This window comes from Corynebacterium sp. TAE3-ERU30, assembly GCF_019209925.1.
Lineage (GTDB): Bacteria > Actinomycetota > Actinomycetes > Mycobacteriales > Mycobacteriaceae > Corynebacterium > Corynebacterium megadyptis.
This window is the reverse complement of sequence record NZ_JAHUTO010000005.1, coordinates 110,547-129,111: the sequence shown is the minus strand read 5'-3', so window position 1 is coordinate 129,111 and position 18,565 is coordinate 110,547. Positions and strand designations below refer to the sequence as shown.

General features: G+C 63.9%; 18 protein-coding genes. 7 read left to right on the top strand and 11 right to left on the bottom strand.

Going from position 1 to position 18,565, the window contains the following annotated elements; all coding sequences use genetic code 11:
* Positions 1 to 102 precede the first annotated feature (102 nt).
* Positions 103 to 1,881, bottom strand: coding sequence for an acetyl/propionyl/methylcrotonyl-CoA carboxylase subunit alpha (locus tag KR227_RS10335; protein WP_218365249.1), 1,779 nt, complete (start codon positions 1,879 to 1,881; stop codon positions 103 to 105).
* Positions 1,882 to 2,372: 491 nt separating this feature from the next.
* On the bottom strand, positions 2,373 to 3,260 hold the full coding sequence (locus KR227_RS10330; protein WP_218365248.1) for a sulfurtransferase: 888 nt from the start codon (positions 3,258 to 3,260) through the stop codon (positions 2,373 to 2,375).
* A gap of 558 nt (positions 3,261 to 3,818) precedes the next feature.
* Between KR227_RS10330 and KR227_RS10325 the strand changes: the two genes are divergently transcribed.
* Complete coding sequence (locus tag KR227_RS10325) at positions 3,819 to 4,880, top strand: Cj0069 family protein (RefSeq protein WP_151529531.1); 1,062 nt, start codon at positions 3,819 to 3,821, stop codon at positions 4,878 to 4,880.
* 151 nt (positions 4,881 to 5,031) lie between these two features.
* Positions 5,032 to 5,448, top strand: coding sequence for a hypothetical protein (locus KR227_RS10320; RefSeq protein ID WP_218365247.1), 417 nt, complete (start codon positions 5,032 to 5,034; stop codon positions 5,446 to 5,448).
* Here KR227_RS10320 and KR227_RS10315 read toward each other — a convergent pair.
* From KR227_RS10315 to KR227_RS10290, 6 genes are all read right to left on the bottom strand, one after another.
* A complete protein-coding gene (locus KR227_RS10315; protein ID WP_218365246.1) occupies positions 5,445 to 5,858 on the bottom strand; it encodes a DUF3151 domain-containing protein in 414 nt (137 codons plus the stop codon). The two genes, KR227_RS10320 and KR227_RS10315, sit on opposite strands and share 4 nt — an antisense overlap.
* A gap of 29 nt (positions 5,859 to 5,887) precedes the next feature.
* The gene (locus tag KR227_RS10310; RefSeq protein ID WP_218365245.1) at positions 5,888 to 6,478 is read right to left on the bottom strand and encodes a nucleoside triphosphate pyrophosphatase; all 591 of its coding nucleotides are present in this window, start codon (positions 6,476 to 6,478) and stop codon (positions 5,888 to 5,890) included.
* Positions 6,479 to 6,489: 11 nt separating this feature from the next.
* Positions 6,490 to 8,469 carry an OPT family oligopeptide transporter gene (locus KR227_RS10305; RefSeq protein ID WP_218365244.1) on the bottom strand — a complete coding sequence of 660 codons (1,980 nt, stop codon included), beginning with the start codon at positions 8,467 to 8,469 and terminating at the stop codon, positions 6,490 to 6,492.
* A gap of 290 nt (positions 8,470 to 8,759) precedes the next feature.
* Entirely contained in the window at positions 8,760 to 9,029 is a 270-nt protein-coding gene (locus KR227_RS10300) for an acyl-CoA carboxylase subunit epsilon (RefSeq protein WP_151529523.1), read from the bottom strand.
* A 45-nt stretch (positions 9,030 to 9,074) separates the two neighbouring features.
* Positions 9,075 to 10,700, bottom strand: a complete 1,626-nt coding sequence (locus KR227_RS10295) for an acyl-CoA carboxylase subunit beta (protein WP_218365243.1) — start codon at positions 10,698 to 10,700, stop codon at positions 9,075 to 9,077.
* Positions 10,701 to 10,902: 202 nt separating this feature from the next.
* Positions 10,903 to 12,528 carry an acyl-CoA carboxylase subunit beta gene (locus KR227_RS10290; RefSeq protein WP_218365242.1) on the bottom strand — a complete coding sequence of 542 codons (1,626 nt, stop codon included), beginning with the start codon at positions 12,526 to 12,528 and terminating at the stop codon, positions 10,903 to 10,905.
* A gap of 158 nt (positions 12,529 to 12,686) precedes the next feature.
* Here KR227_RS10290 and KR227_RS10285 point away from each other — a divergent pair, with 158 nt between their 5' ends.
* The 5 genes from KR227_RS10285 to KR227_RS10265 all read left to right on the top strand — a co-directional run bounded on the left by KR227_RS10285 (position 12,687) and on the right by KR227_RS10265 (position 16,323).
* Positions 12,687 to 13,481: a biotin--[acetyl-CoA-carboxylase] ligase gene (locus tag KR227_RS10285; protein WP_218365241.1), complete on the top strand. Its 795-nt coding sequence runs from the start codon at positions 12,687 to 12,689 to the stop codon at positions 13,479 to 13,481.
* A gap of 14 nt (positions 13,482 to 13,495) precedes the next feature.
* Positions 13,496 to 13,975 (top strand): hypothetical protein, encoded by a 480-nt coding sequence (locus KR227_RS10280; protein ID WP_218365240.1) that lies wholly within the window; start codon positions 13,496 to 13,498, stop codon positions 13,973 to 13,975.
* A gap of 95 nt (positions 13,976 to 14,070) precedes the next feature.
* Positions 14,071 to 15,255 (top strand): 5-(carboxyamino)imidazole ribonucleotide synthase, encoded by a 1,185-nt coding sequence (locus KR227_RS10275; RefSeq protein ID WP_218365307.1) that lies wholly within the window; start codon positions 14,071 to 14,073, stop codon positions 15,253 to 15,255.
* Between the two features lie 34 nt (positions 15,256 to 15,289).
* Entirely contained in the window at positions 15,290 to 15,787 is a 498-nt protein-coding gene (gene purE, locus KR227_RS10270) for a 5-(carboxyamino)imidazole ribonucleotide mutase (protein ID WP_151550079.1), read from the top strand.
* Entirely contained in the window at positions 15,784 to 16,323 is a 540-nt protein-coding gene (locus KR227_RS10265) for a YdcF family protein (RefSeq protein WP_218365239.1), read from the top strand. Before purE ends, KR227_RS10265 begins: the two co-directional genes overlap by 4 nt.
* Here the strand turns inward: KR227_RS10265 and KR227_RS10830 are convergent.
* From KR227_RS10830 to KR227_RS10255, 3 genes are all read right to left on the bottom strand, one after another.
* Entirely contained in the window at positions 16,231 to 16,443 is a 213-nt protein-coding gene (locus KR227_RS10830) for a hypothetical protein (protein WP_255549308.1), read from the bottom strand. The two genes, KR227_RS10265 and KR227_RS10830, sit on opposite strands and share 93 nt — an antisense overlap.
* Before the next feature lie 84 nt (positions 16,444 to 16,527).
* Positions 16,528 to 17,349 carry a carbohydrate ABC transporter permease gene (locus tag KR227_RS10260; protein WP_151529508.1) on the bottom strand — a complete coding sequence of 274 codons (822 nt, stop codon included), beginning with the start codon at positions 17,347 to 17,349 and terminating at the stop codon, positions 16,528 to 16,530.
* Entirely contained in the window at positions 17,346 to 18,380 is a 1,035-nt protein-coding gene (locus KR227_RS10255) for a carbohydrate ABC transporter permease (protein WP_218365238.1), read from the bottom strand. Before KR227_RS10255 ends, KR227_RS10260 begins: the two co-directional genes overlap by 4 nt.
* Positions 18,381 to 18,565: the final 185 nt, after the last annotated feature.

Below are 18,565 nucleotides of genomic sequence, written 5' to 3'. Positions count from 1 at the left end.
CTAGCCGCCACCGGGTCTCGCCGCCCTATGAGCTCAGCGCCCCAGACAGCACATAGCCGCGTGTGCACTCGGCAGCACGCGGCTATGCGGGAGGGTATGTGACTACTTGATCTCCATGAGCGGCTCGCCCTTGGAGACGCCGGAGCCGTTCTCGGCGCTGAGGCCTTCCACGGTGCCGGACTTGTGGGCCTTCACGGGGTTCTCCATCTTCATGGCCTCGAGGACCACGACGGTATCGCCTTCGTTGACTTCCTGGCCCTCTTCCACGTTCACCTTGATCACGGTGCCCTGCATCGGGGCGACCACGGCGTCACCGGAGACGGCCTTCTTGCCGCCGCCAGCGCGACGCTTCTTGGCCTTCTTCTTGGCACCGCCAGCGCCACCGCCCAGAGCCAGGTCGCCCGGCAGGGCCACCTCGACGCGACGGCCGTCGATCTCCACGACAACCTTCTGGGAGGGAACCTTCTCCTCTTCCTCATCGGCGTCGGCCGGATCCACGTAGGGCTCGATCGGGTTGTCCCACTCCTCTTCGATCCACTTGGTGTAGACGTCGAAGCCTTCACCATCGCCCACGAAGGCGGGGTTCTCCACGATATGTGCGTGGAAGGGGATCACGGTGGGCAGGCCCTCAACAACGTACTCGGCGAGAGCGCGGCGGGAGCGCTGCAGCGCCTCCTCGCGGGTCTCTCCGTAGACGATGAGCTTCGCCAGCATGGAGTCGAACTGGCCACCGATCACGGAACCCTGGACGATACCGGCGTCCATGCGCACGCCCGGGCCGGAGGGCTCGTGGTACTTCACCACGGTGCCGGGGGCCGGCATGAAGTTGGAGCCAGCGTCCTCGCCGTTGATACGGAACTCGATGGCGTGGCCGCGCGGCTTGGGGTCTTCCTTGATGTGCAGCTCGCGGCCCTCGGCGATGCGGAACTGCTCGCGCACGAGGTCCAGGCCGGTGGTCATCTCGGTGACGGGGTGCTCCACCTGCAGGCGGGTGTTCACCTCGAGGAAGGAGATGAGTCCATCGGAGCCCACCAGATACTCGACGGTGCCAGCACCGTAGTAGCCGGCCTCCTTACAAATACGCTTCGCGGACTCGTGCAGCTGGGTGCGCTGCTCCTCGGTGAGGAACGGCGCCGGGGCCTCCTCGACGAGCTTCTGGAAGCGGCGCTGCAGGGAGCAGTCACGGGTGCCGGCAACGACGACGTTGCCGTGCATATCGGCCACCACCTGGCACTCCACGTGGCGGGCCTTGTCGAGGTAGCGCTCCACGAAGCACTCGCCGCGACCGAAGGCGGCAGTGGCCTCACGGGTAGCGGAATCGTAGAGGTCGGCGACCTCTTCCATCTTGTAGGCCACCTTCATACCGCGGCCGCCGCCGCCGAAGGCTGCCTTAATGGCGATGGGCAGGCCATGCTCCTCAGCGAAGGCCACCACCTCATCGGCGTCCTTGACCGGCTCCTTGGTACCCGGGGCCATCGGTGCTTCGGCGCGCAGCGCGATGTGGCGAGCGGTGACCTTATCGCCGAGATCATTGATGGACTGCGGGGAGGGGCCAATCCAAATCAGGCCGGCATCGATGACGGCCTGGGCGAAGTCGCCGTTCTCCGATAGGAAGCCGTAGCCAGGGTGAATGGCGTCGGCGCCGGACTTCTTGGCGGCATCGAGGATCTTGTCGAAGACCAGGTAGGACTCTGCAGAGGTGGAGCCGCCGAGGGCGAATGCCTCATCGGCCAAGGCGACAAAGGGTGCCTCGGCATCAGGCTCGGCGTAGACCGCAACGCTGGCGATTCCTGCATCGCGAGCGGCACGGATCACGCGGACGGCGATCTCACCACGGTTGGCAACCAGCACCTTGGTGATCTTCTTTTGTTCGACGGTCACTAAAACCCCTCCTGAGTTTTGAAAACCTTTAAGTTTTTGCTGTGCGATCCTCGCTATGCACAGGCATGCGCAGTGAGGATAGCGTCGGGCTACCTGTCATTGTTACACACCTAACAACAAAGCAAAGGCGGCTTGGATCAGTTATTTCGTAATTACCCCCACCGTCCACACCTAAATTTGGGTAAGGCGTGCAGGTGGCGTGGGGCGCTGCGGACATCCGCGAACCCCAGATTTTCCTGCGTGCGCGGCCTTATTTTCCCTGCATAGCGCCCGCGGGCTCGGATGCTATGCGAGAGGCATGGGCATAGGTGAAGGCACACCGGCCGAGGAGAAGCCGGACATCGGAGACGTCCTCGGGGTGTGCCTAGTGATGCTAGTCGGAATGTCTTGTGAGCAAAAGTAGAGGTCGCTGAGCTGCCGCTACTGCGAGTGCCCGCAACGGCGCCCGCAGCCGCGAGCCGCCCGCAGCGCCGCGCGAGCGCTGGGGCGCTCTAGTCGAGGGTGCCCGGCTCCTCGCCGTGCACGATGGGCATGCCGATCATGTTGCCCCACTCGATCCAGGAGCCGTCATAGTTACGGACATTGCTGAAGCCGAGCAGGTACTTCAGCACAAACCAGCTGTGCGCGGAGCGATCGCCGAGGCGGCAGTAGACGATGGTGTCGGCGTCCTTGTCATAGTCGGCATAGAGCTCGGCGAGTTCTTCGCGGGAGCGGAAGCGCGAATTGGCGTAGACGGCTTTATTCCACGGCACGTTGATGGCGGTGGGGATGTGGCCGGTACGAGAGACGGTGTCGGCGGGGTAGCCCTCCGCATTGGAGGCGACGCCGGTGTACTCATCGGGCTCGCGGACGTCGAGCAGGGTGGTTTCTCCGAGCTTGGCCCGCACCTCGGCCACGAGGCTGCGGTGCTCCGAGTCATCGCGCACAGGCACCTCGTAGTTGGTGCGGGGATACTCCGGCACCACGAAGCTGGTGTCGCGCTCCTCGGCCATCCAGGCATCGCGGCCGCCATTGAGCAGGCGCACGTCCTTGTGGCCGAAGAGGGTGAATACCCAGAAGGTATAGGCGGCCCACCAATTGGATTTATCGCCGTAGATCACCACGGTGTCATCATTGGCAATGCCCTTCGAGCGCATGAGCTCGGCGAATTGCTCGGCGGTGATGTAATCGCGGATCAGCGGATCATTGAGCTCGCCGCGCCAATCGATGCGCACCGCCCCAGGCACGTGGCCGATGTCGTAGAGGAGGGTGTCTTCGTCGGATTCCACCACGCGGAGCCCGGGGGTGCCCAGACGTGCGGACAACCAGGACGCCGACACGATCTTCTCCGGATGGGCATAGTCCGCGAGCACGGGGTTGGGGTCAAAAGGGATCGGCATGGACAATCACATTCCTCATACAGTGGGCGTTAGGTGTGCGAGGCCGTGGCCTAGCGCGTGACGACGCTAGGGGCCAGCATCGTCTGCCATCCTGCCGGGCGGTGGCCTGCAGTGGTGGCAGCGAGCACGAACCCGCACACACGAGAAGCTTCCACTCTACTTTTATCACCAGTTGGGGCATCACTCTCACTCGCGCAGTGTGTCATTCATTACGCTTTAGGGGCATGTGGAGCGAAAGTAACAGTGCTGCCTTAGAATTATCTGAGTAATGGTTGTCGAGGCATTTTCCTCTATTAAGCACTCACTTAGTGAGAGTTTCACGACGTACACAGTGCTCAGTAAGCACTCGATCCCGGAAGTAATTCTCTAAGCGCCTTCCGCGTCGAGCGCACATCTACGTATCGCTGTGCTGCTGAGCAGTGTCGTTAGCGGGCCTGCTGACTATTACGCACCGGCTGAAGAATGGTGCGCCACGCGCCCTCCAGCCAGCGCAGTTTATGTGATCTTCACATCTGCATGCACGACTCACAATCGCTCTACAAGGAGAGTTTTAGGCTTATGAAGAAGGGTATCGTCGTTTTCGAGGTTGAAGGCGGCAACGACAAGCAGTTCAACGGTCACCGCAAGGACACCCTGCCGATCGTTAACGCCATTAAGGAAAAGGGCTGGAAGTCCGAGGTGGTGTTTTACCGCCCCGAGTGGTCCGAGCAGCTTTTTGAGTACGTGTCCGAGAATTTCGACGCCTATATTTCCCGCGTCAATCCCGGCAATATCCCCGGTGGCGAGAAGGGCTATTTCACCCTCCTCACCAAGCTCTCCGAGGAGGCCGGCCTGGTGGGCATGTCCACCCCGGAGGAGATGATGGCCTATGGCGCCAAGGACGCCCTGGTCAAGCTCGCCTCCACCGATCTGGTGCCGGATGATACCTACGCCTACTACGACGTGGAGAAGTTCCACTCCACCTTCCCGTCCTCCCTGTCCTATGGTGAGCGCGTGCTCAAGCAGAACCGCGGCTCCACCGGCTCCGGCATCTGGCGCGTGCAGCTGGAGGATAAGGAATTGGCTGCCTCCGTCGAGCCCGGCACCGAACTGCCCCTCGACACCAAGCTCAAGTGCACCGAGGCCGTGGACAACCACACCGAGGTTCGTGAGCTCGGCGAGTTCATTGACTTCTGTGAGCAGTACATCATCGGCGACAACGGCATGCTGGTCGATATGCGCTTCATGCCGCGCATCGTCGAGGGCGAGATCCGCATTCTGCTGGTGGGCCCGCACCCGGTATTCGTGGTGCACAAGAAGCCGGCCGCGGGCGGCGACAACTTCTCCGCCACCCTCTTCTCCGGCGCCAAGTACTCCTATGACAAGCCGGAAGAGTGGCAGGAGCTCATCGACATGTTCGCCGATGTGCGCCCGGTCATCGCGGAGAAGCTCGGCGGCGACAACATCCCGCTGATCTGGACCGCTGACTTCATGCTGGACGACGCCGAGGACGGCGGCGACACCTACGTGCTCGGTGAGATCAACTGTTCCTGCGTGGGCTTCACCTCCGAGCTGGACATGGGCATCCAGGAAATGGTGGCCGAGGAGGCCATCAAGCGCGTGGAGGCCAAGCACGCTTAAGAGCGCGCCCTAGGGGCATACGCTCGAGCGCCGTGTGAGGCGCAGGGCCCGGACTCGGTGAATCTCATCGGGGCCGGGCCTTCGCCATGGTCTGGGCCGGTTTTATAATCAGCCCATAGAGTCACGATGCCTCGTATAAAGGAGATCCACCATGACTGATGTGCAGTCCCTCGAACGGCGTGTGGCCGCCCTCGAGTTGAACCAGCGGCGACTGATGGTGCTGCTGCGGCCCGGCAGCGATGATGAAAAGGCTTTTGTACGCGCGGTGCTCGCCGCTGGCCTCGACGCCACCCAAGAGGTGGACGCGCTGAATACTATTCGCGCTTTCGTGGTGGATGATGCCCAGCGGGAGAACGCCCTGGGCCGGATCCGCACTGAGGCGGTAAAACAGGCCGCATCCACCAAGCCCCGCACCCTCACCGGGCTGCTGGAAAGCGTGATGCTGATCGTCGGCGATGTGTGGGTGGCGGAGTCGCTGGTGGCGGCGGTGCGCACCCAGGAGCCGCAGCATGCGCGCTGGGAGCAGCTCGATCACGAGGACGTGATGAAGGAGTGGCCGCGCGTCTAGCGCAGGAGGGTGGCGGCTGCCTGGGGGTCGGCGTCCTTCAGCATCTGCTCGCAGCGCTCGTATTCCGCCGTGTCGTCGATCATCGCCGATACCCGTGCGAGGGCAGCGATAGCGCGCAGCACCCCGCGGTTCGGCTCATGGGAGTAGGGCAGCGGCCCCCAGCCTTTCCAGCCGTGGGCGCGCAGCCGGTCGAGGCCGCGGTGATAGCCGGTGCGAGCATAGGCATAGGCCTGCGCCCGATCGCTATCGCTGGCGGCGTCTGCCAGGGCCTCTTCGGCGAGCTGGGCCCAGAGCAGCGGTGATTCGGGGTGGCTGAGCACCGCAGACACCAGCGGTCCGGCGGCGTCGGCGGCCGGATCCTCCGGCAGGTGTAGTGGCGGTGGGGCGAGCATATCCTTAAATTGCGTCATGGCTTTAGAGGATAGTCGCCGCAGCAGCCTCAGCGCAGAAATTCGTGGACCTCATAGCCCAGCTGATACAGCGCTGAGCGCAGCACCGGCAGCGATAGCCCGATCACGCTCGAGGGATCGCCCTCGATGCGATCAATAAACCAGCCGCCGATGGCTTCGAGAGTAAAAGCCCCAGCACATTCCAGCGCTTCGCCGGTGCGGGCATAGGCCTCGATATCGCGATCGCTGGCCTCGGCGAAACGCAGCCGGGTTTGCGCAGACTTATCGACGCAGCCCCGCGGCGAGATAATGCAGTGGCCGGTGATGAGCGTGGCGGTGCGTCCCCGCTGCGCCCGCCAGCGCTCGATGGTTGCCTCCACGGTGTGGGGCTTGCCCTGGAGGTGGCCGTCGATAAGCAACATGGAATCGCAGCCCACCACGATGTCTGTGGCGAAGTGCTCGGCCACCGCCTCGGCCTTGGCGCGGGCGAGGGCACTAACGATCTCCTGCGGTTCTCGCCCCGCCAGCGCGGCCTCGATAGCGCGCTCATCCACCTCTGCGGGCTGGCACAGCGGTTCGACGCCGGCGGCGCGCAGGATGGAGCGGCGGGACGGGGAGGCGGAGGCGAGAACGAGACGCATGTGCACAGATCCTAGCTGGTGGCCTTCTTACCCACCCAGCGGTACATGGCCGCGGCGGCGCCGGCGAAGACGAGCACGCCCAGCCATTGCGCGATCGGGGCGAAGTCCTCGCCGAAGAGGGCCAGCGGATCCGAGGTGCCTGCGGCAGCGATGATGCCGGCGTTGAGCACGCCGAATAGCGACTCACCCACAATCAGGCCGGTGGCCAGCAGCACGCCGAGGCGCTTGATCGGCTCCGGATCCTCGTGCTTATCGGCCCAGCGGTTGTAGAAGAAACCGATGAAGGCGCCAATCGGCACGATCAGCGTGAGGGCCACGGGCAGGTACATGCCCATGCCCACTGCCAGCGGCGGCAGGGAGAAGCGGGTGGTGCGGCGGAGGATCTCGTCGACCACGATGATGCCGGCACCGATGAGCGCGCCCAAGCCGATGCGGCTCCAATCCAAGGAATTGCCGAAGATGCCCTCAGCCACGCTGGACAGCAGCGCCGCCTGGGGTGCGGCCAGCGCATCCGGGCCGGCGCCCTCCATACCCACGAAGCCGAAACCGGTGAGCATCAGCTGCAGCACCGGCGGAATGATGGCGGAGCCGAAGAGCACACCGATGATCAGCGCGAACTGCTGGCGCCACGGGGTCGCGCCCACCAGCTGGCCGGTCTTGAGGTCCTGCAGGTTATCGTTCGAGATGGTGGCAATACCGAATACCACCGCCGAGGTAAACAGCGTATAGGCCACTAAGGCGGTGGCGTTGGTTTCGTGCTCATTGCCGGTGACCAGCTTGATCAGCAGCGCCGCGGTGATCACCACGATGATGCCCACACCCGAGATCGGGGAGTTAGAGGCACCAATGAGACCGGCCATATAGCCGCAGATACCGGCCACCACCAGACCCACCAGCAGCACGTAGATGATGCTCAGCAGCACCAGGCCGGTGGTGTGGTGAGTGATGGAGGAATCCTTCACAAATAGCCACAGCAGCAGCCCCACCGGCAGCATGGAAATCAGGGTGGTGGTGACCACGATGCTGAAGGGGATATCGCGCTCCGTGAGGGGCACGGACTGGCCATCGTGGCGGGCACGGGAGGAAGCCAGAGCATCCTTCATACCGGAGATGATGGGGCCGATGATCTTCAGCAGGGTCCAGATGGCGGCCACCGCCATGGCGCCAGCGCCCACGAAACGCACATCCGAGGAGAACATGGCGGGCACGATCTCGTCGAGGGCGCCGCCAGCGGCAATATCCTCGGAGGTGAACATGGGCAGCAGCACACCATAGGAGATGGCGAGGCCCACGAGCATGGCGATACCCACGGCCACGCCCACGAGGTGGCCGACGCCGATCAGCGCCAGGGAGAGGCTGCCGCCGATCATGGTGCCGCCGGCGCCGAACTTGAAGGTGGAGGTGACCGAGCCTGCCACGGCGCGCACCGCGGCTAGCAGGCCATAGCCGGCAGAGACCAGCGCGCCGCCGACGATCACGGCGAGTCCGCGCTTATTCTCCTCGACCGAGCCCTGCTCATCGCCCACCTTGAGCACCTCGGCGGCGGCGACGCCCTCGGGGTAGGGCAGATCCGAGCCGGTGACGAGGGCGCGGCGCAGCGGGATGGAATACATCACGCCCAAAATGCCGCCGATGGCGCACACGAAGGCCGTCTCCCAGTAGCTGAAGCCGCTCCACCAGCCGATCATGACGAGGCCGGGGAGCACGAAGATAATGGCAGATAGGGTGCCGGCGGCAGAGGCGATGGTCTGCACAATATTATTTTCTTGGATGGTGTGGCCTGCGAACTTACGCAGGATCGCCATCGAGATCACCGCAGCCGGGATGGAGGTGGCAAAGGTGAGACCCACCTTCAGTCCCAAGTACACATTGGCGGCGGTGAATACTAGGGTAATGAGACCACCGATGATGACCGCTCTAAGCGTTAACTCACTGATCGGGCCGCGCGTCTGCGCTGCGGGCGAGCCCGTGTCGGAGGTTGTCGCGTTCATGTTCCTCTTTTCCATCGTGAAGAAGACAAACTGGACGTGCCGGTGGCCGCGCGGACGCCCCAGCTCAGTCGATGCTGGCTGGGATAACGCTCGGCGCCACGGCCCGCCACAGTGAAAGCGTTGTGCTAACGGCAGCAATTATCCTCTTCCCGCCTGCACGGGGTGTGCTCGGGGCAGGTTAAGGCCATGACACGGGGCGTAGGGGGCTGCGCATGCGACAGCGCCGCCGCGTTCTACCACAGTGGGTACAACGGGGCGGCGCTGGAAATGCGAGGCTGCTTCTGCGAAAGCTAGTAGAAGCTGACGTTGCGGAATGCGTTGGGGTTATAGGTGGTCGGGCGGTTGAGCCGCTCGGCGTAATTGCCCCACTTATTGCGGTCGACTTCTTTCTTCTCGGCTGCCGCGGCCGCAGAAGCAAGCCCAGCGAACACGGTGGTCAACGCGGCCACCTGAGCGTCGCTCGGATTGCCCTTGACGATACTCAAGAAGGGCTTCTTTGCAGCCTCTGCTGCCTCAGTGGTCTCTGGGGAATCCGTGTTCTCCGGACGGGAGTCTGACATGCTTTCTTCCTTTTAACTTCTCGTGGCTTGCGCGTCGTAGCCGGCTTAGAGCGGGATATTTCCGTGCTTCTTGGCGGGAACGCTGACAACCTTGCGGTCGAGCAGGCGCAGGCCCTCGATGATCTGGCCGCGGGTCTCGGACGGCGGGATCACGGCGTCGACGAAGCCGCGCTCGGCAGCCATGTAGGGGTTAACGAGTTCGCGATCGTACTCGGCCTCGTATTCCTTCATCAACTCCTGAACGTCCTTGCCCTCCTTGGCGGCGGCCTTCAGCTCCTTGCGGTAGATGAAGCCCACGGCGCCGGAGGCGCCCATCACGGCGATCTGTGCGGTGGGCCAGGCGAGCACGATGTCCGCGCCCATTTCCTTGCCGCCCATCACGCAGTAGGCGCCGCCATAGGACTTGCGGGTGATCACGGTGATCTTGCCGACAGTGGCCTCGCAGTAGGCGTAGAGCAGCTTCGCGCCGCGGCGAATGATGCCCTCGTACTCCTGGTTGGTGCCGGGCAGGAAGCCGGGCACGTCCACGAACTCGAGGATCGGGATATTGAAGGCATCGCAGGTGCGCACGAAGCGGGCGGCCTTCTCGGAGGCCTTGATGTCCAAGCAGCCGGCGAATTGCATCGGCTGGTTGGCCACAATACCCACGGAGCGGCCCTCGACGCGGCCGAAACCGATGATGATGTTTTCGGCGTAGTTTTCCTGAATCTCCAAGAAGTCGCCATCATCGATGATGCGGGTGATGACGTCCTTCATGTCATAAGGCTGGTTCGGGGAATCCGGAATGAGGGTGTCCAGCTCCAGGTCAGCTTCGTTGATGTTGTCCTGGATGGAGCCCTCCATGATCTCCGCTTCCATACGCGGGGCCTCATCCCGGTTGTTCTGCGGGAGGAAGCCGATGAGCTCGCGCACCCAGTCGAGGGCGTCGGCGTCATCTGCGCCGGTGTAGTGAGAGGTACCGGAGGTGGCCATGTGGGTGGAGGCGCCACCCAGCTCTTCCTGGGTCACTTCCTCGCCGGTGACGGTCTTGATCACCGAGGGGCCGGTGATGAACATCTTGGAGGTCTTGTCCACCATCACGATGAAGTCCGTGAGGGCGGGGGAGTAGACGTGGCCGCCAGCGCAGGCGCCCATGATCAGCGAGATCTGCGGGATCACGCCGGAGGCTTGGGTATTGCGGAAGAAGATCTTGGAGTAGAGGCCGAGGGAGACCACGCCCTCCTGAATGCGGGCGCCCGCACCCTCGTTGATGCCGATGATCGGCACGCCGGTCTTAATCGCCATATCCATGATCTTGACGATCTTTTCGCCGTAGACCTCGCCGAGGGCGCCACCGAAGACGGCGCCATCCTGGGAGAATACACACACCTTGCGGCCGTCGATGGTGCCATAACCGGTGACGACACCGTCGGTGACGGGGCGCTTGGCATCGAGGCCGAAGTTCTTGGAGCGGTGCCGGGCGAGGGCATCGATCTCCACGAAGGAGCCATCATCGAGCAGGTACTCAATGCGCTCACGAGCGGTCTTCTTGCCCGCCTCGTGGACCTTCTCCACAGAGGCAGGGCCCATCGGGGCCTGGGTTTCATTCAGGCGGGCTCGCAGATCGGCGAGCTTGCCTGCGGTCGTATTTACGTCGGGCATGGTATCGCCCGGAGTCTGTGCGGCAGTCATAGTTCCTAAGTTTAGGTGTTGAAGGCCACAATGTTGTCCAAAGCAGCCTTCATTTCAATTTTCACCGCAAAAATCCACATATACGGGGGTAGTGTTCGGCGGCAAAACCCCCACCTCGCCTCGGTATGAGGTGGGTATTTCCCTGAGATGAGGTGGGGGTATGGGGTGGTGGGATGGCGCCTCGCCGCCCCGACCGCGGGCCCTAGAGCGGCATATTGCCGTGCTTGCGGGCGTGGCGGTGTTCCACCTTGGAACGCAAAAGACGCAGGTTGCGGATGATGGACTCGCGCGTTTCTGAGGGCAGGATGACGGCGTCGATAAGCCCGCGCTCGGCAGCCTGATAGGGGGTGAGGAAGTGGTCGTTGTACTCCCGCTCATAGGATTCGATGAGGGCGGCCACGTCCTTGCCCTCGGCGGCGGCTGCGGTCAGCTCCTTGCGGTAGATGAAGCCCACGGCGCCGGCCGCGCCCATCACCGCGATTTCCGCGGTCGGCCACGCCAGGTTCAGATCGGCGCCGAGGCCCTTGGAGCCCATCACGCAATAGGCGCCGCCATAGGCCTTGCGCATGGTCACGGTGATCTTCGGCACGGTGGCCTCGCCATAGGCGTAGAGCAGCTTGGCGCCACGACGCAGAATGCCGCCATATTCCTGGGCCGCGCCGGGCAGGAAGCCGGGCACATCCACCAGCATCACGATCGGGATATTGAAGCTATCGCAGGTGCGCACGAAGCGGGCGGCCTTCTCGGAGGAATCGATATCGAGGCAGCCGGCAAAATGCAGCGGCTGATTCGCCACGAATCCCACCGGTTGGCCATCGACGTGGCCGAAGGCGGTGACAACGCTCTCGGCGCGATCGGCCTGGATCTCGAAGAAATCGGCGTCATCGGTGAGGGCGGAGATCACATCGCGCACATCATAGGGGACGCTGGGGGCGTCCGGGATGATGGAATCGAGGGCCAGTTCCTCCACGCTCGGCAGCTCCGCGAGATCCACCGGATCCTCCGGCGGGGCCTGGTCGCGGTTGTTATTCGGCAGATAGCGCAGCAAGTCCTGCACCCACTCCAGCGCATCCTCATCCGAGCTGGCGGTGTAGTGGGTATTGCCGGCGGTGGACATGTGGGTAGAAGCCCCGCCCAGCTCCTCTTGGGTAATGAGCTCGCCGGTGACGGTCTTGATCACGTCCGGGCCGGTGACGAACATCTTGGAGCTTTCATCCACCATCACCACGAAGTCGGTGAGGGCGGGGGAGTAGGCGTTGCCGCCGGCGCAGGCGCCCATGATCACCGAAATCTGCGGCACCACGCCGGATGCCTGCACGTTCTGGTAGAAGGTCTGCGCAATGAGATCCAGCGAGACGGCGCCTTCTTGGATGCGGGCGCCCGCACCCTCGTATAGGCCGATGAGGGGGCGGCCGGTGGTGGTGGCGAGTTCCATGATCTTGATCATCTTTTCGCCATAGACCTCTCCGAGGGCGCCGCCAAAGACCGCAGCGTCCTGGGAGAAGACACAGACTTCTCGGCCGTCGATGGTGCCCCAGCCGGTGACAATGCCATCGGTGAGCGGCCGGCGTGCGTGCATGCCGAAGTCGTGGGTGCGGTGGCGTGCCAGCTGATCGGTTTCCACGAAGGAGTTCTCATCCAGCAAGAAATCGAGGCGTTCCCGAGCGGTGAGCCGGCCTTGGCTGTGCCGCTTCTCGATGGGGCGGGTGCCCATGGGGGTGGCGGCATCGGAGCGCAGCTGCTTCAGGGTGGCGATCTTTTCGGCGGTGGTGGGGCGTCGGTTCGGATCGGGGAGGGTGTCGGCGCGCAAAGGTGAGGAAATTGTCATGTTGGGGATAGTAGAGCATTCTTTGTTTTGTGTCCAGAAATTCCGGGCATGTCGCCCAACTTTTTCCGTGTTCTCCCACACAGCCACCGCAGCGAGCGCAGTGCAGCGGCGGACACAATCCGGTGCATAGGGCGAATAAAGGACTAGTCTTAGAGGGCATGAACGAGCGCAGACCAATTGATACGGCCCGACTCCACCAGCGTGTCGTGGGTTATGGTCCCTTCACGCACCTCTACTACACCGAAGAAACGGGCTCGACGAACACGGACCTCGCCAAGGCGGCCACCGAGGGCGCCCCCACCTGGTCCGCGGCGGTGACCGAATCCCAAACCGCCGGCAAGGGGCGCAAGAACCGGGTGTGGGTCACCCCGCCGTATTCGCAGGTCACGCTGTCTGTCTTATTCCGCCCGCACGGCTCCGCCCTGGCGCGGCTGGGAACCATGCCGCTGATGACAGGGCTGGCGCTTATCGACGCCTTGCGCGAGCACTCCATCAACGCCCAATTGAAGTGGCCCAATGATGTGCTGCTCAATGGCAAGAAGCTCTGCGGCATCCTCGGCGAAGCCGTCTCCTTGGGCGAGGAGCCGGCGCTGGTGATGGGCCTAGGCCTTAATGTCTCGCTCACCCAGGAGGAGCTGCCGGTGCCGCACGCCACCTCGCTCGAGCTAGAAGGCTATGAGGTCGACCGCACCGATCTCGTCGGCGATATTCTCCTGGCCCTGCATCACCGCCTCGGCCAGTGGGCGGCTGGGGTGATCAGCCCCATGGACGCCTACCGCGAGGTGTGTAGCTCTATTGGGCAGCAGGTGCGGGTGCATCTCTCCGAAACGCAGGTATTGGAGGGGGAGTGCGTGGGTGTGGGCGATGATGGCCGCATCCACGTGCGCGATACGGCCGGCGAGCTCCACCAGCTCTCCGCCGGCGATGTGGAGCACCTGCGGCTGAAGCGCTAGGCTGTGAGGCCACTATGACCATTGTGGACAACCGCGAGCGCTGCATCTTTGACGCCACCACCCCGGTGACGGGATTGACCTTCCCGGCGCTCGAACTCGTGCTGTGGACAGGGCTGGCGTGGATCGCCATCGGCTTTTTCGATCGCCTGCCCGGCAGCCCCGGCTATGAGCAGGTGGGCTATTTTCCCGCAGAGACCCGCGGCCTGGTGCTGCTGCTGTGGGTACTGCTGGTGCTGTGGCGCTTCGTGCTGCCCGTGGTGCGCGCCCGCCGCCGCCGCTTCACGGTGACCACCCAGCGGGTAGTGGTGCGCGGGCCCGCCCTGCGCGCCCGTTCCCAGTCGATTGGGATGCGCTATATCTACCGGGCGAGCAAGCAGCGCGGTGCCGTGGTCCTCGAGGTGGCCGGCCAACCCCACCCCATGGTCTTTCGCGGGGTGCCTAAGTCCAAGCAGGCGGTCAAGGCCATTAATTCCGTGCTGGCGCAACGGCGCTAGGTGGGCGGTGGCTGGGGTGGCCTTAAATACCCAGCGGGGTCTTTGACCTCCTACACTGTGTATCTGTGACTACAGAGCAGCCAGCTAGCGAGAACATGTCCGCCCACGCCCCCGGCTTTCCGATCGTCGCCGTGATCGGCGATGGTCAGCTCGCCCGCATGATGCAGACGGCGGCCATCGAATTGGGGCAATCCTTGCGCGTGCTTGCCTCCAGCCCAGACTCCTCGGCCGCCCAAGTGGCCCACGATGTGCATATCGGCGACTACACCGATCTGGATGATCTCCGCGCGGTCTGCGCCGGCGCAGACGTGGTGACCTTCGATCACGAGCATGTGCCCAATGAGCACCAGCACACCCTCATCGGCGAGGGCGTTAATATCCAGCCCCGCCCCGAGGCGCTGGTCTACGCCCAAGACAAGCTGCTGCAGCGGCGCCACCTCAGCGAGCTGGGCGCACCCGTGCCCGACTTCGCCGCCATCACCAGTATCGCCGACGCCCGAGAGTTCTTCTCCCGCGTCAACGGTGCGGTATGCCTCAAAGCGCGCCGCGGCGGCTATGACGGCAAGGGCGTGTGGTTTGTCGATAGCGAAGAGGAGCTGTGTGAACGCGTGGAGACACTGCTCGGCCAGGGCATTGACCTCATGGCCGAAACCAAGGTGGAGCTGCGCCGCGAGCTCTCGGCCATGGTGGCGCGCCGCCCCTCCGGCGAATGCGTGAGCTGGCCGGTGGTGGAGTCGGTACAAGAAAACGGGGTGTGTGCGCTGGCGGTTGCCCCGGCCCCTGGCCTCGATGAGAGCGTCGAGGCGCGCACCGCCGCGATGGCGCGCCGGGTGGCGGACACACTCGGAGTGACGGGGGTGCTGGCGGTGGAACTCTTTGAAACCACTGCGGGTGAGATTTTTGTCAACGAGTTGGCCATGCGCCCCCATAACACCGGGCACTGGACCCAGGATGGCTGTGTGACTAGCCAATTCGAGCAGCACCTGCGTGCGGTGCTGGATATGCCGCTGGGGGCGACAACCCCCACCGCCGGCTTTACGGTGATGGCCAATATCCTCGGCGGCGAGGAGGATCCCGGGCTCAGCTGGGCCGAGCGCCAGGTCGAGGTGTGGAAGCGCTATCCCCAGGCCAAGATTCATCTGTATGGCAAGGGCTATCGCCCAGGGCGCAAGATCGGGCACGTCAATCTCAGTGGCGAGGGCGATGTGGACGCCCTGCGCGCCGATGCGCGCGCCGCCGCCTATTTCATGGTTCATGCACACTGGCCCTCACAGTCGTGAGCGCCCGCGAGCGGATGATCGAAGGAGAAAAAGAATGCAGCCAGTAGTTGGAATTATCATGGGCTCGGACTCGGACTGGCCCACCGTGGAGCCTGCCGCGGAGATCCTCGCCGAGTTCGGGGTGCCTTTCGAGGTGGGCGTGGTCTCGGCGCACCGCACCCCGGAGCGGATGCTGGACTATGCCCGCGAGGCCCATACCCGCGGCCTGAAGTGCATCATCGCCTGCGCGGGCGGGGCCGCGCACCTGCCCGGCATGGTGGCTGCGGCCACTCCTTTGCCGGTGATCGGCATTCCGCGGGCACTGAAGGATCTCGATGGCATGGATTCGCTGCTGTCGATCGTGCAGATGCCCGGCGGCGTGCCGGTGGCCACCGTTTCTATCGGCGGGGCGAAAAACGCCGGCCTGCTCGCCGTGCGGGTGCTCTCTGCTGGCGATTCCTCCCTGCTGGAGAAGATGGTGGACTACCAGGAGAATATGAAAAACGAGGTCTTGGAAAAAGACCGCGCCCTGCAGAAGAAGCTGCTCGGGTGAGTCCCCAGCCGCGGCCTGTGGTGGTGCTGGGCGCCAGCGTGGAGCAGGCCCAGCCGCGCCGCCCCCTCGAGCGGCGGCTGCGTGCGGCCCTCGTCCCGGGCCGTGCAGCAATCGCCCGCGGGGACGTGGTGGTGGTGACCGGCCGCGATGAGGCGCCGGTGATGGCGCAGTGGCTGGCAGAGCACGGTATCGACCGCGCCTCGATCGTGCTGGAAGACCGTGCGGAATCCACCAATGAGAATCTGGAGCACGTGCGCGAGCTGCTACGGGAGCACTATGGGCGAGAGGACATCCGCTATGTGGTGGTCTCGAATCGCTTCCATCTGCCCCGCATCCGGCTGTGGGCGTGGCATCACGGCTATGCCGTAGAGACGATCGGGGCGCCCACTCCCTTCCCCGAGGTGCTGTGGTTATGCCTGCGGGAAGCGGGGGCGCTGGCGCATTCAGCGCTGCGTATCGTCTGGCGGAAGCTGAAACCTATTCTGGCCGCTGCGCCACAGGGTCACCGTGGCGATAACCAACACGAGGGCCAGTAGCGCCGGCCATACCTCCGGCTCGGGGCGGAGAATATTAGCCACCGCCTGCGCCACGGCGACTGCGGCGAAGGTGCCGCAGAACCCCACGAGCGCCTCCCACACCAATTTCTTGCGCCTCATCTCACTCGACTGCGACACAGCGGCGATCCTTCCTCGAGCAGTGGATGTGTCTATTCTCCGCAGCCCATCTTATCGGCCGGCGGTTTAGCCCTTCACGCCGCCGGCGGTGAGGCCGGCGACGATGCGGCGCTGGAATACCAGCACCATGATCACCAGTGGCACGGTCACCAATGCGCCGGCGGCCATGATGGCCGCGTAAGGGTACTCGAATGCCGAGGGGCCAGAGAAGCGGGCGATGGCGACCGTCACCGGCTCGGTGCTGGTGGTGGAGAGCTGCTTGGACAGCATGAACTCGTTCCAGGTGGCGATGAAGGCAAGGATCGCGGTGGTAAACAGAGCCGGCGCTGCCAGTGGCAAGAGCACGGTGCGGAAGGCCTGGCCGCGGCTGGCGCCGTCGACGCGGGCCGCCTCCTCGAGCTCCCAGGGCAGCTGCTGGAAGAAGGAGACGAGGGTGTAGATGGTCAGCGGCAGCGCAAAGGAGATATTCGGGATGATCAGCGCCCGGTAGGTGCCGATCCAGCCGAGATCGCCGAAGAGTTGGAAGAGCGGGGTCACCAACGCAATACCGGGAAACATGGAGGCGGCCAGCACGATACCGGTGACAAAGCCCTTGGCGGGAAAGTCGAGCCGCGCCAAGGCATAAGCGGTGAACACGCCCACCATCACGGCCAGCACGGTGGTGACGATGCCAATGAGCAAGGAATTGCCGATGGCGCCGAGGAAGTCATTGCCCTTATCGGTGGCTAGGGCGTCGCGGAAGTTATCTAAGGTGACGTGGGTGGGCCACGGGGTGGTGTCGAAGGTGTGGGAGCTATCGCGCAGCGCGGTCACGAGCATCCAGTAGAAGGGGGCCAGCCCCCACACCAGAATCAGGATCACGCCGATATAGTTGCGCAGTGCTTTCATCGCTGGGCCTCCTTCAGCTGCAGCGGGGCATCCACCGCGGGCAGGGCCACGGTAGACGAGGGGAGTGCATCATCGTCATCGGTTGTGCGTTCGTCCTGGGTGGCACTGCGATTGACGTCAGCGCCGAGGAAACGAATCATGATGAACGCGACGGCGAAGATGAGCAGGAAGATCAAGGTGGACAACGCCGAGGCGGAGTTGAAGTTATTTTGCCGCAGGTCCTCCACCACCAGTTGCGAGATCGTCGCGGTGGGGGAGTTGGAGGACGCCGAGATCATAATGACCGGCAGATCGTACATGCGCAGGGTGTCCAGGGTGCGGAAAAGCACCGCCACCATCAGCGCCGGCCGGACCAGCGGTAGGGTGATCTGGCGGAAAATCTGCCAGGAATTCGCGCCATCGACCTTGGCGGCCTCGTAGACCTCCTTCGGGATCATCTGCAGCCCAGCCAGGATCAGCAAGGCCATAAACGGGGTGGTTTTCCACACGTCGGCGACGATCACCGCGAAACGCGCCGCCCAGGGATCAGTGGTCCACGCGACATCGTGGCCCAGCAGGGAGTTAATCACCCCATGCGGGGCGAAGATGAACTGCCACAGCTTCGCGGTGACCGCCGTGGGGATCGCCCACGGGATGAGCACCGCGGCGCGCAGCAGGGCACGGCCCTTGAACTCGCGGTTCATCACGATCGCCATCCACATGCCCAGGACCACCTCGATGCTCACAGCCACCACGGTGAAAAAGAGCGTCACCCACACTGCCGGCCAGAAGTCGGAGGAGATCACGCCGGACGGGCAGGTGCTGATGGTGCCATCAGGCTGCATGCAGCGCTGGGTGAGCCAGTACAGGTAGTGATCGACACCGGCGAAGCCGCCATCAACGAACACGCCCGTGGTGGGATCGAGCTTTTTATCCTGCTGGAACGACAACCAGATGGCGCGCACGATCGGATAACCGATCACGATCGCCAGCACGGTCATGGCCGGCGCGATGAGAAACGCGGCCTGCCGCCGTTGCTTCAACCTTTCCATCAGCTGCTACTCGCTTCCTTGGTATCGGGTGCAGTGGAGCATTCTTTTTGTCTCTTCTCTCAATCTAGCGCCAGCGCTCTCTCAGTGAGGCGTGCTCGCCCCCGCTGGCAGGGAGGGCGGCGTCGATAAGCGCAGAAAACCCACTGCCCCGAGAAATAGGACAGTGGGTGCGCGATGGCGCAGCG

Excerpts from the sequence above, each read along its gene's own strand:
- KR227_RS10330 (WP_218365248.1), bottom strand. The coding sequence starts at position 3,260 with ATGCCGATCCCTTTTGACCCCAACCCCGTGCTCGCGGACTATGCCCAT.
- KR227_RS10325 (WP_151529531.1), top strand. The coding sequence starts at position 3,819 with ATGAAGAAGGGTATCGTCGTTTTCGAGGTTGAAGGCGGCAACGACAAG.
- KR227_RS10320 (WP_218365247.1), top strand. The coding sequence starts at position 5,032 with ATGACTGATGTGCAGTCCCTCGAACGGCGTGTGGCCGCCCTCGAGTTG.
- KR227_RS10315 (WP_218365246.1), bottom strand. The coding sequence starts at position 5,858 with ATGACGCAATTTAAGGATATGCTCGCCCCACCGCCACTACACCTGCCG.
- KR227_RS10310 (WP_218365245.1), bottom strand. The coding sequence starts at position 6,478 with ATGCGTCTCGTTCTCGCCTCCGCCTCCCCGTCCCGCCGCTCCATCCTG.
- KR227_RS10305 (WP_218365244.1), bottom strand. The coding sequence starts at position 8,469 with ATGAACGCGACAACCTCCGACACGGGCTCGCCCGCAGCGCAGACGCGC.
- KR227_RS10300 (WP_151529523.1), bottom strand. The coding sequence starts at position 9,029 with ATGTCAGACTCCCGTCCGGAGAACACGGATTCCCCAGAGACCACTGAG.
- KR227_RS10295 (WP_218365243.1), bottom strand. The coding sequence starts at position 10,700 with ATGACTGCCGCACAGACTCCGGGCGATACCATGCCCGACGTAAATACG.
- KR227_RS10290 (WP_218365242.1), bottom strand. The coding sequence starts at position 12,528 with ATGACAATTTCCTCACCTTTGCGCGCCGACACCCTCCCCGATCCGAAC.
- KR227_RS10285 (WP_218365241.1), top strand. The coding sequence starts at position 12,687 with ATGAACGAGCGCAGACCAATTGATACGGCCCGACTCCACCAGCGTGTC.
- KR227_RS10280 (WP_218365240.1), top strand. The coding sequence starts at position 13,496 with ATGACCATTGTGGACAACCGCGAGCGCTGCATCTTTGACGCCACCACC.
- KR227_RS10275 (WP_218365307.1), top strand. The coding sequence starts at position 14,071 with ATGTCCGCCCACGCCCCCGGCTTTCCGATCGTCGCCGTGATCGGCGAT.
- purE (WP_151550079.1), top strand. The coding sequence starts at position 15,290 with ATGCAGCCAGTAGTTGGAATTATCATGGGCTCGGACTCGGACTGGCCC.
- KR227_RS10830 (WP_255549308.1), bottom strand. The coding sequence starts at position 16,443 with ATGAGGCGCAAGAAATTGGTGTGGGAGGCGCTCGTGGGGTTCTGCGGC.
- KR227_RS10260 (WP_151529508.1), bottom strand. The coding sequence starts at position 17,349 with ATGAAAGCACTGCGCAACTATATCGGCGTGATCCTGATTCTGGTGTGG.
- KR227_RS10255 (WP_218365238.1), bottom strand. The coding sequence starts at position 18,380 with ATGGAAAGGTTGAAGCAACGGCGGCAGGCCGCGTTTCTCATCGCGCCG.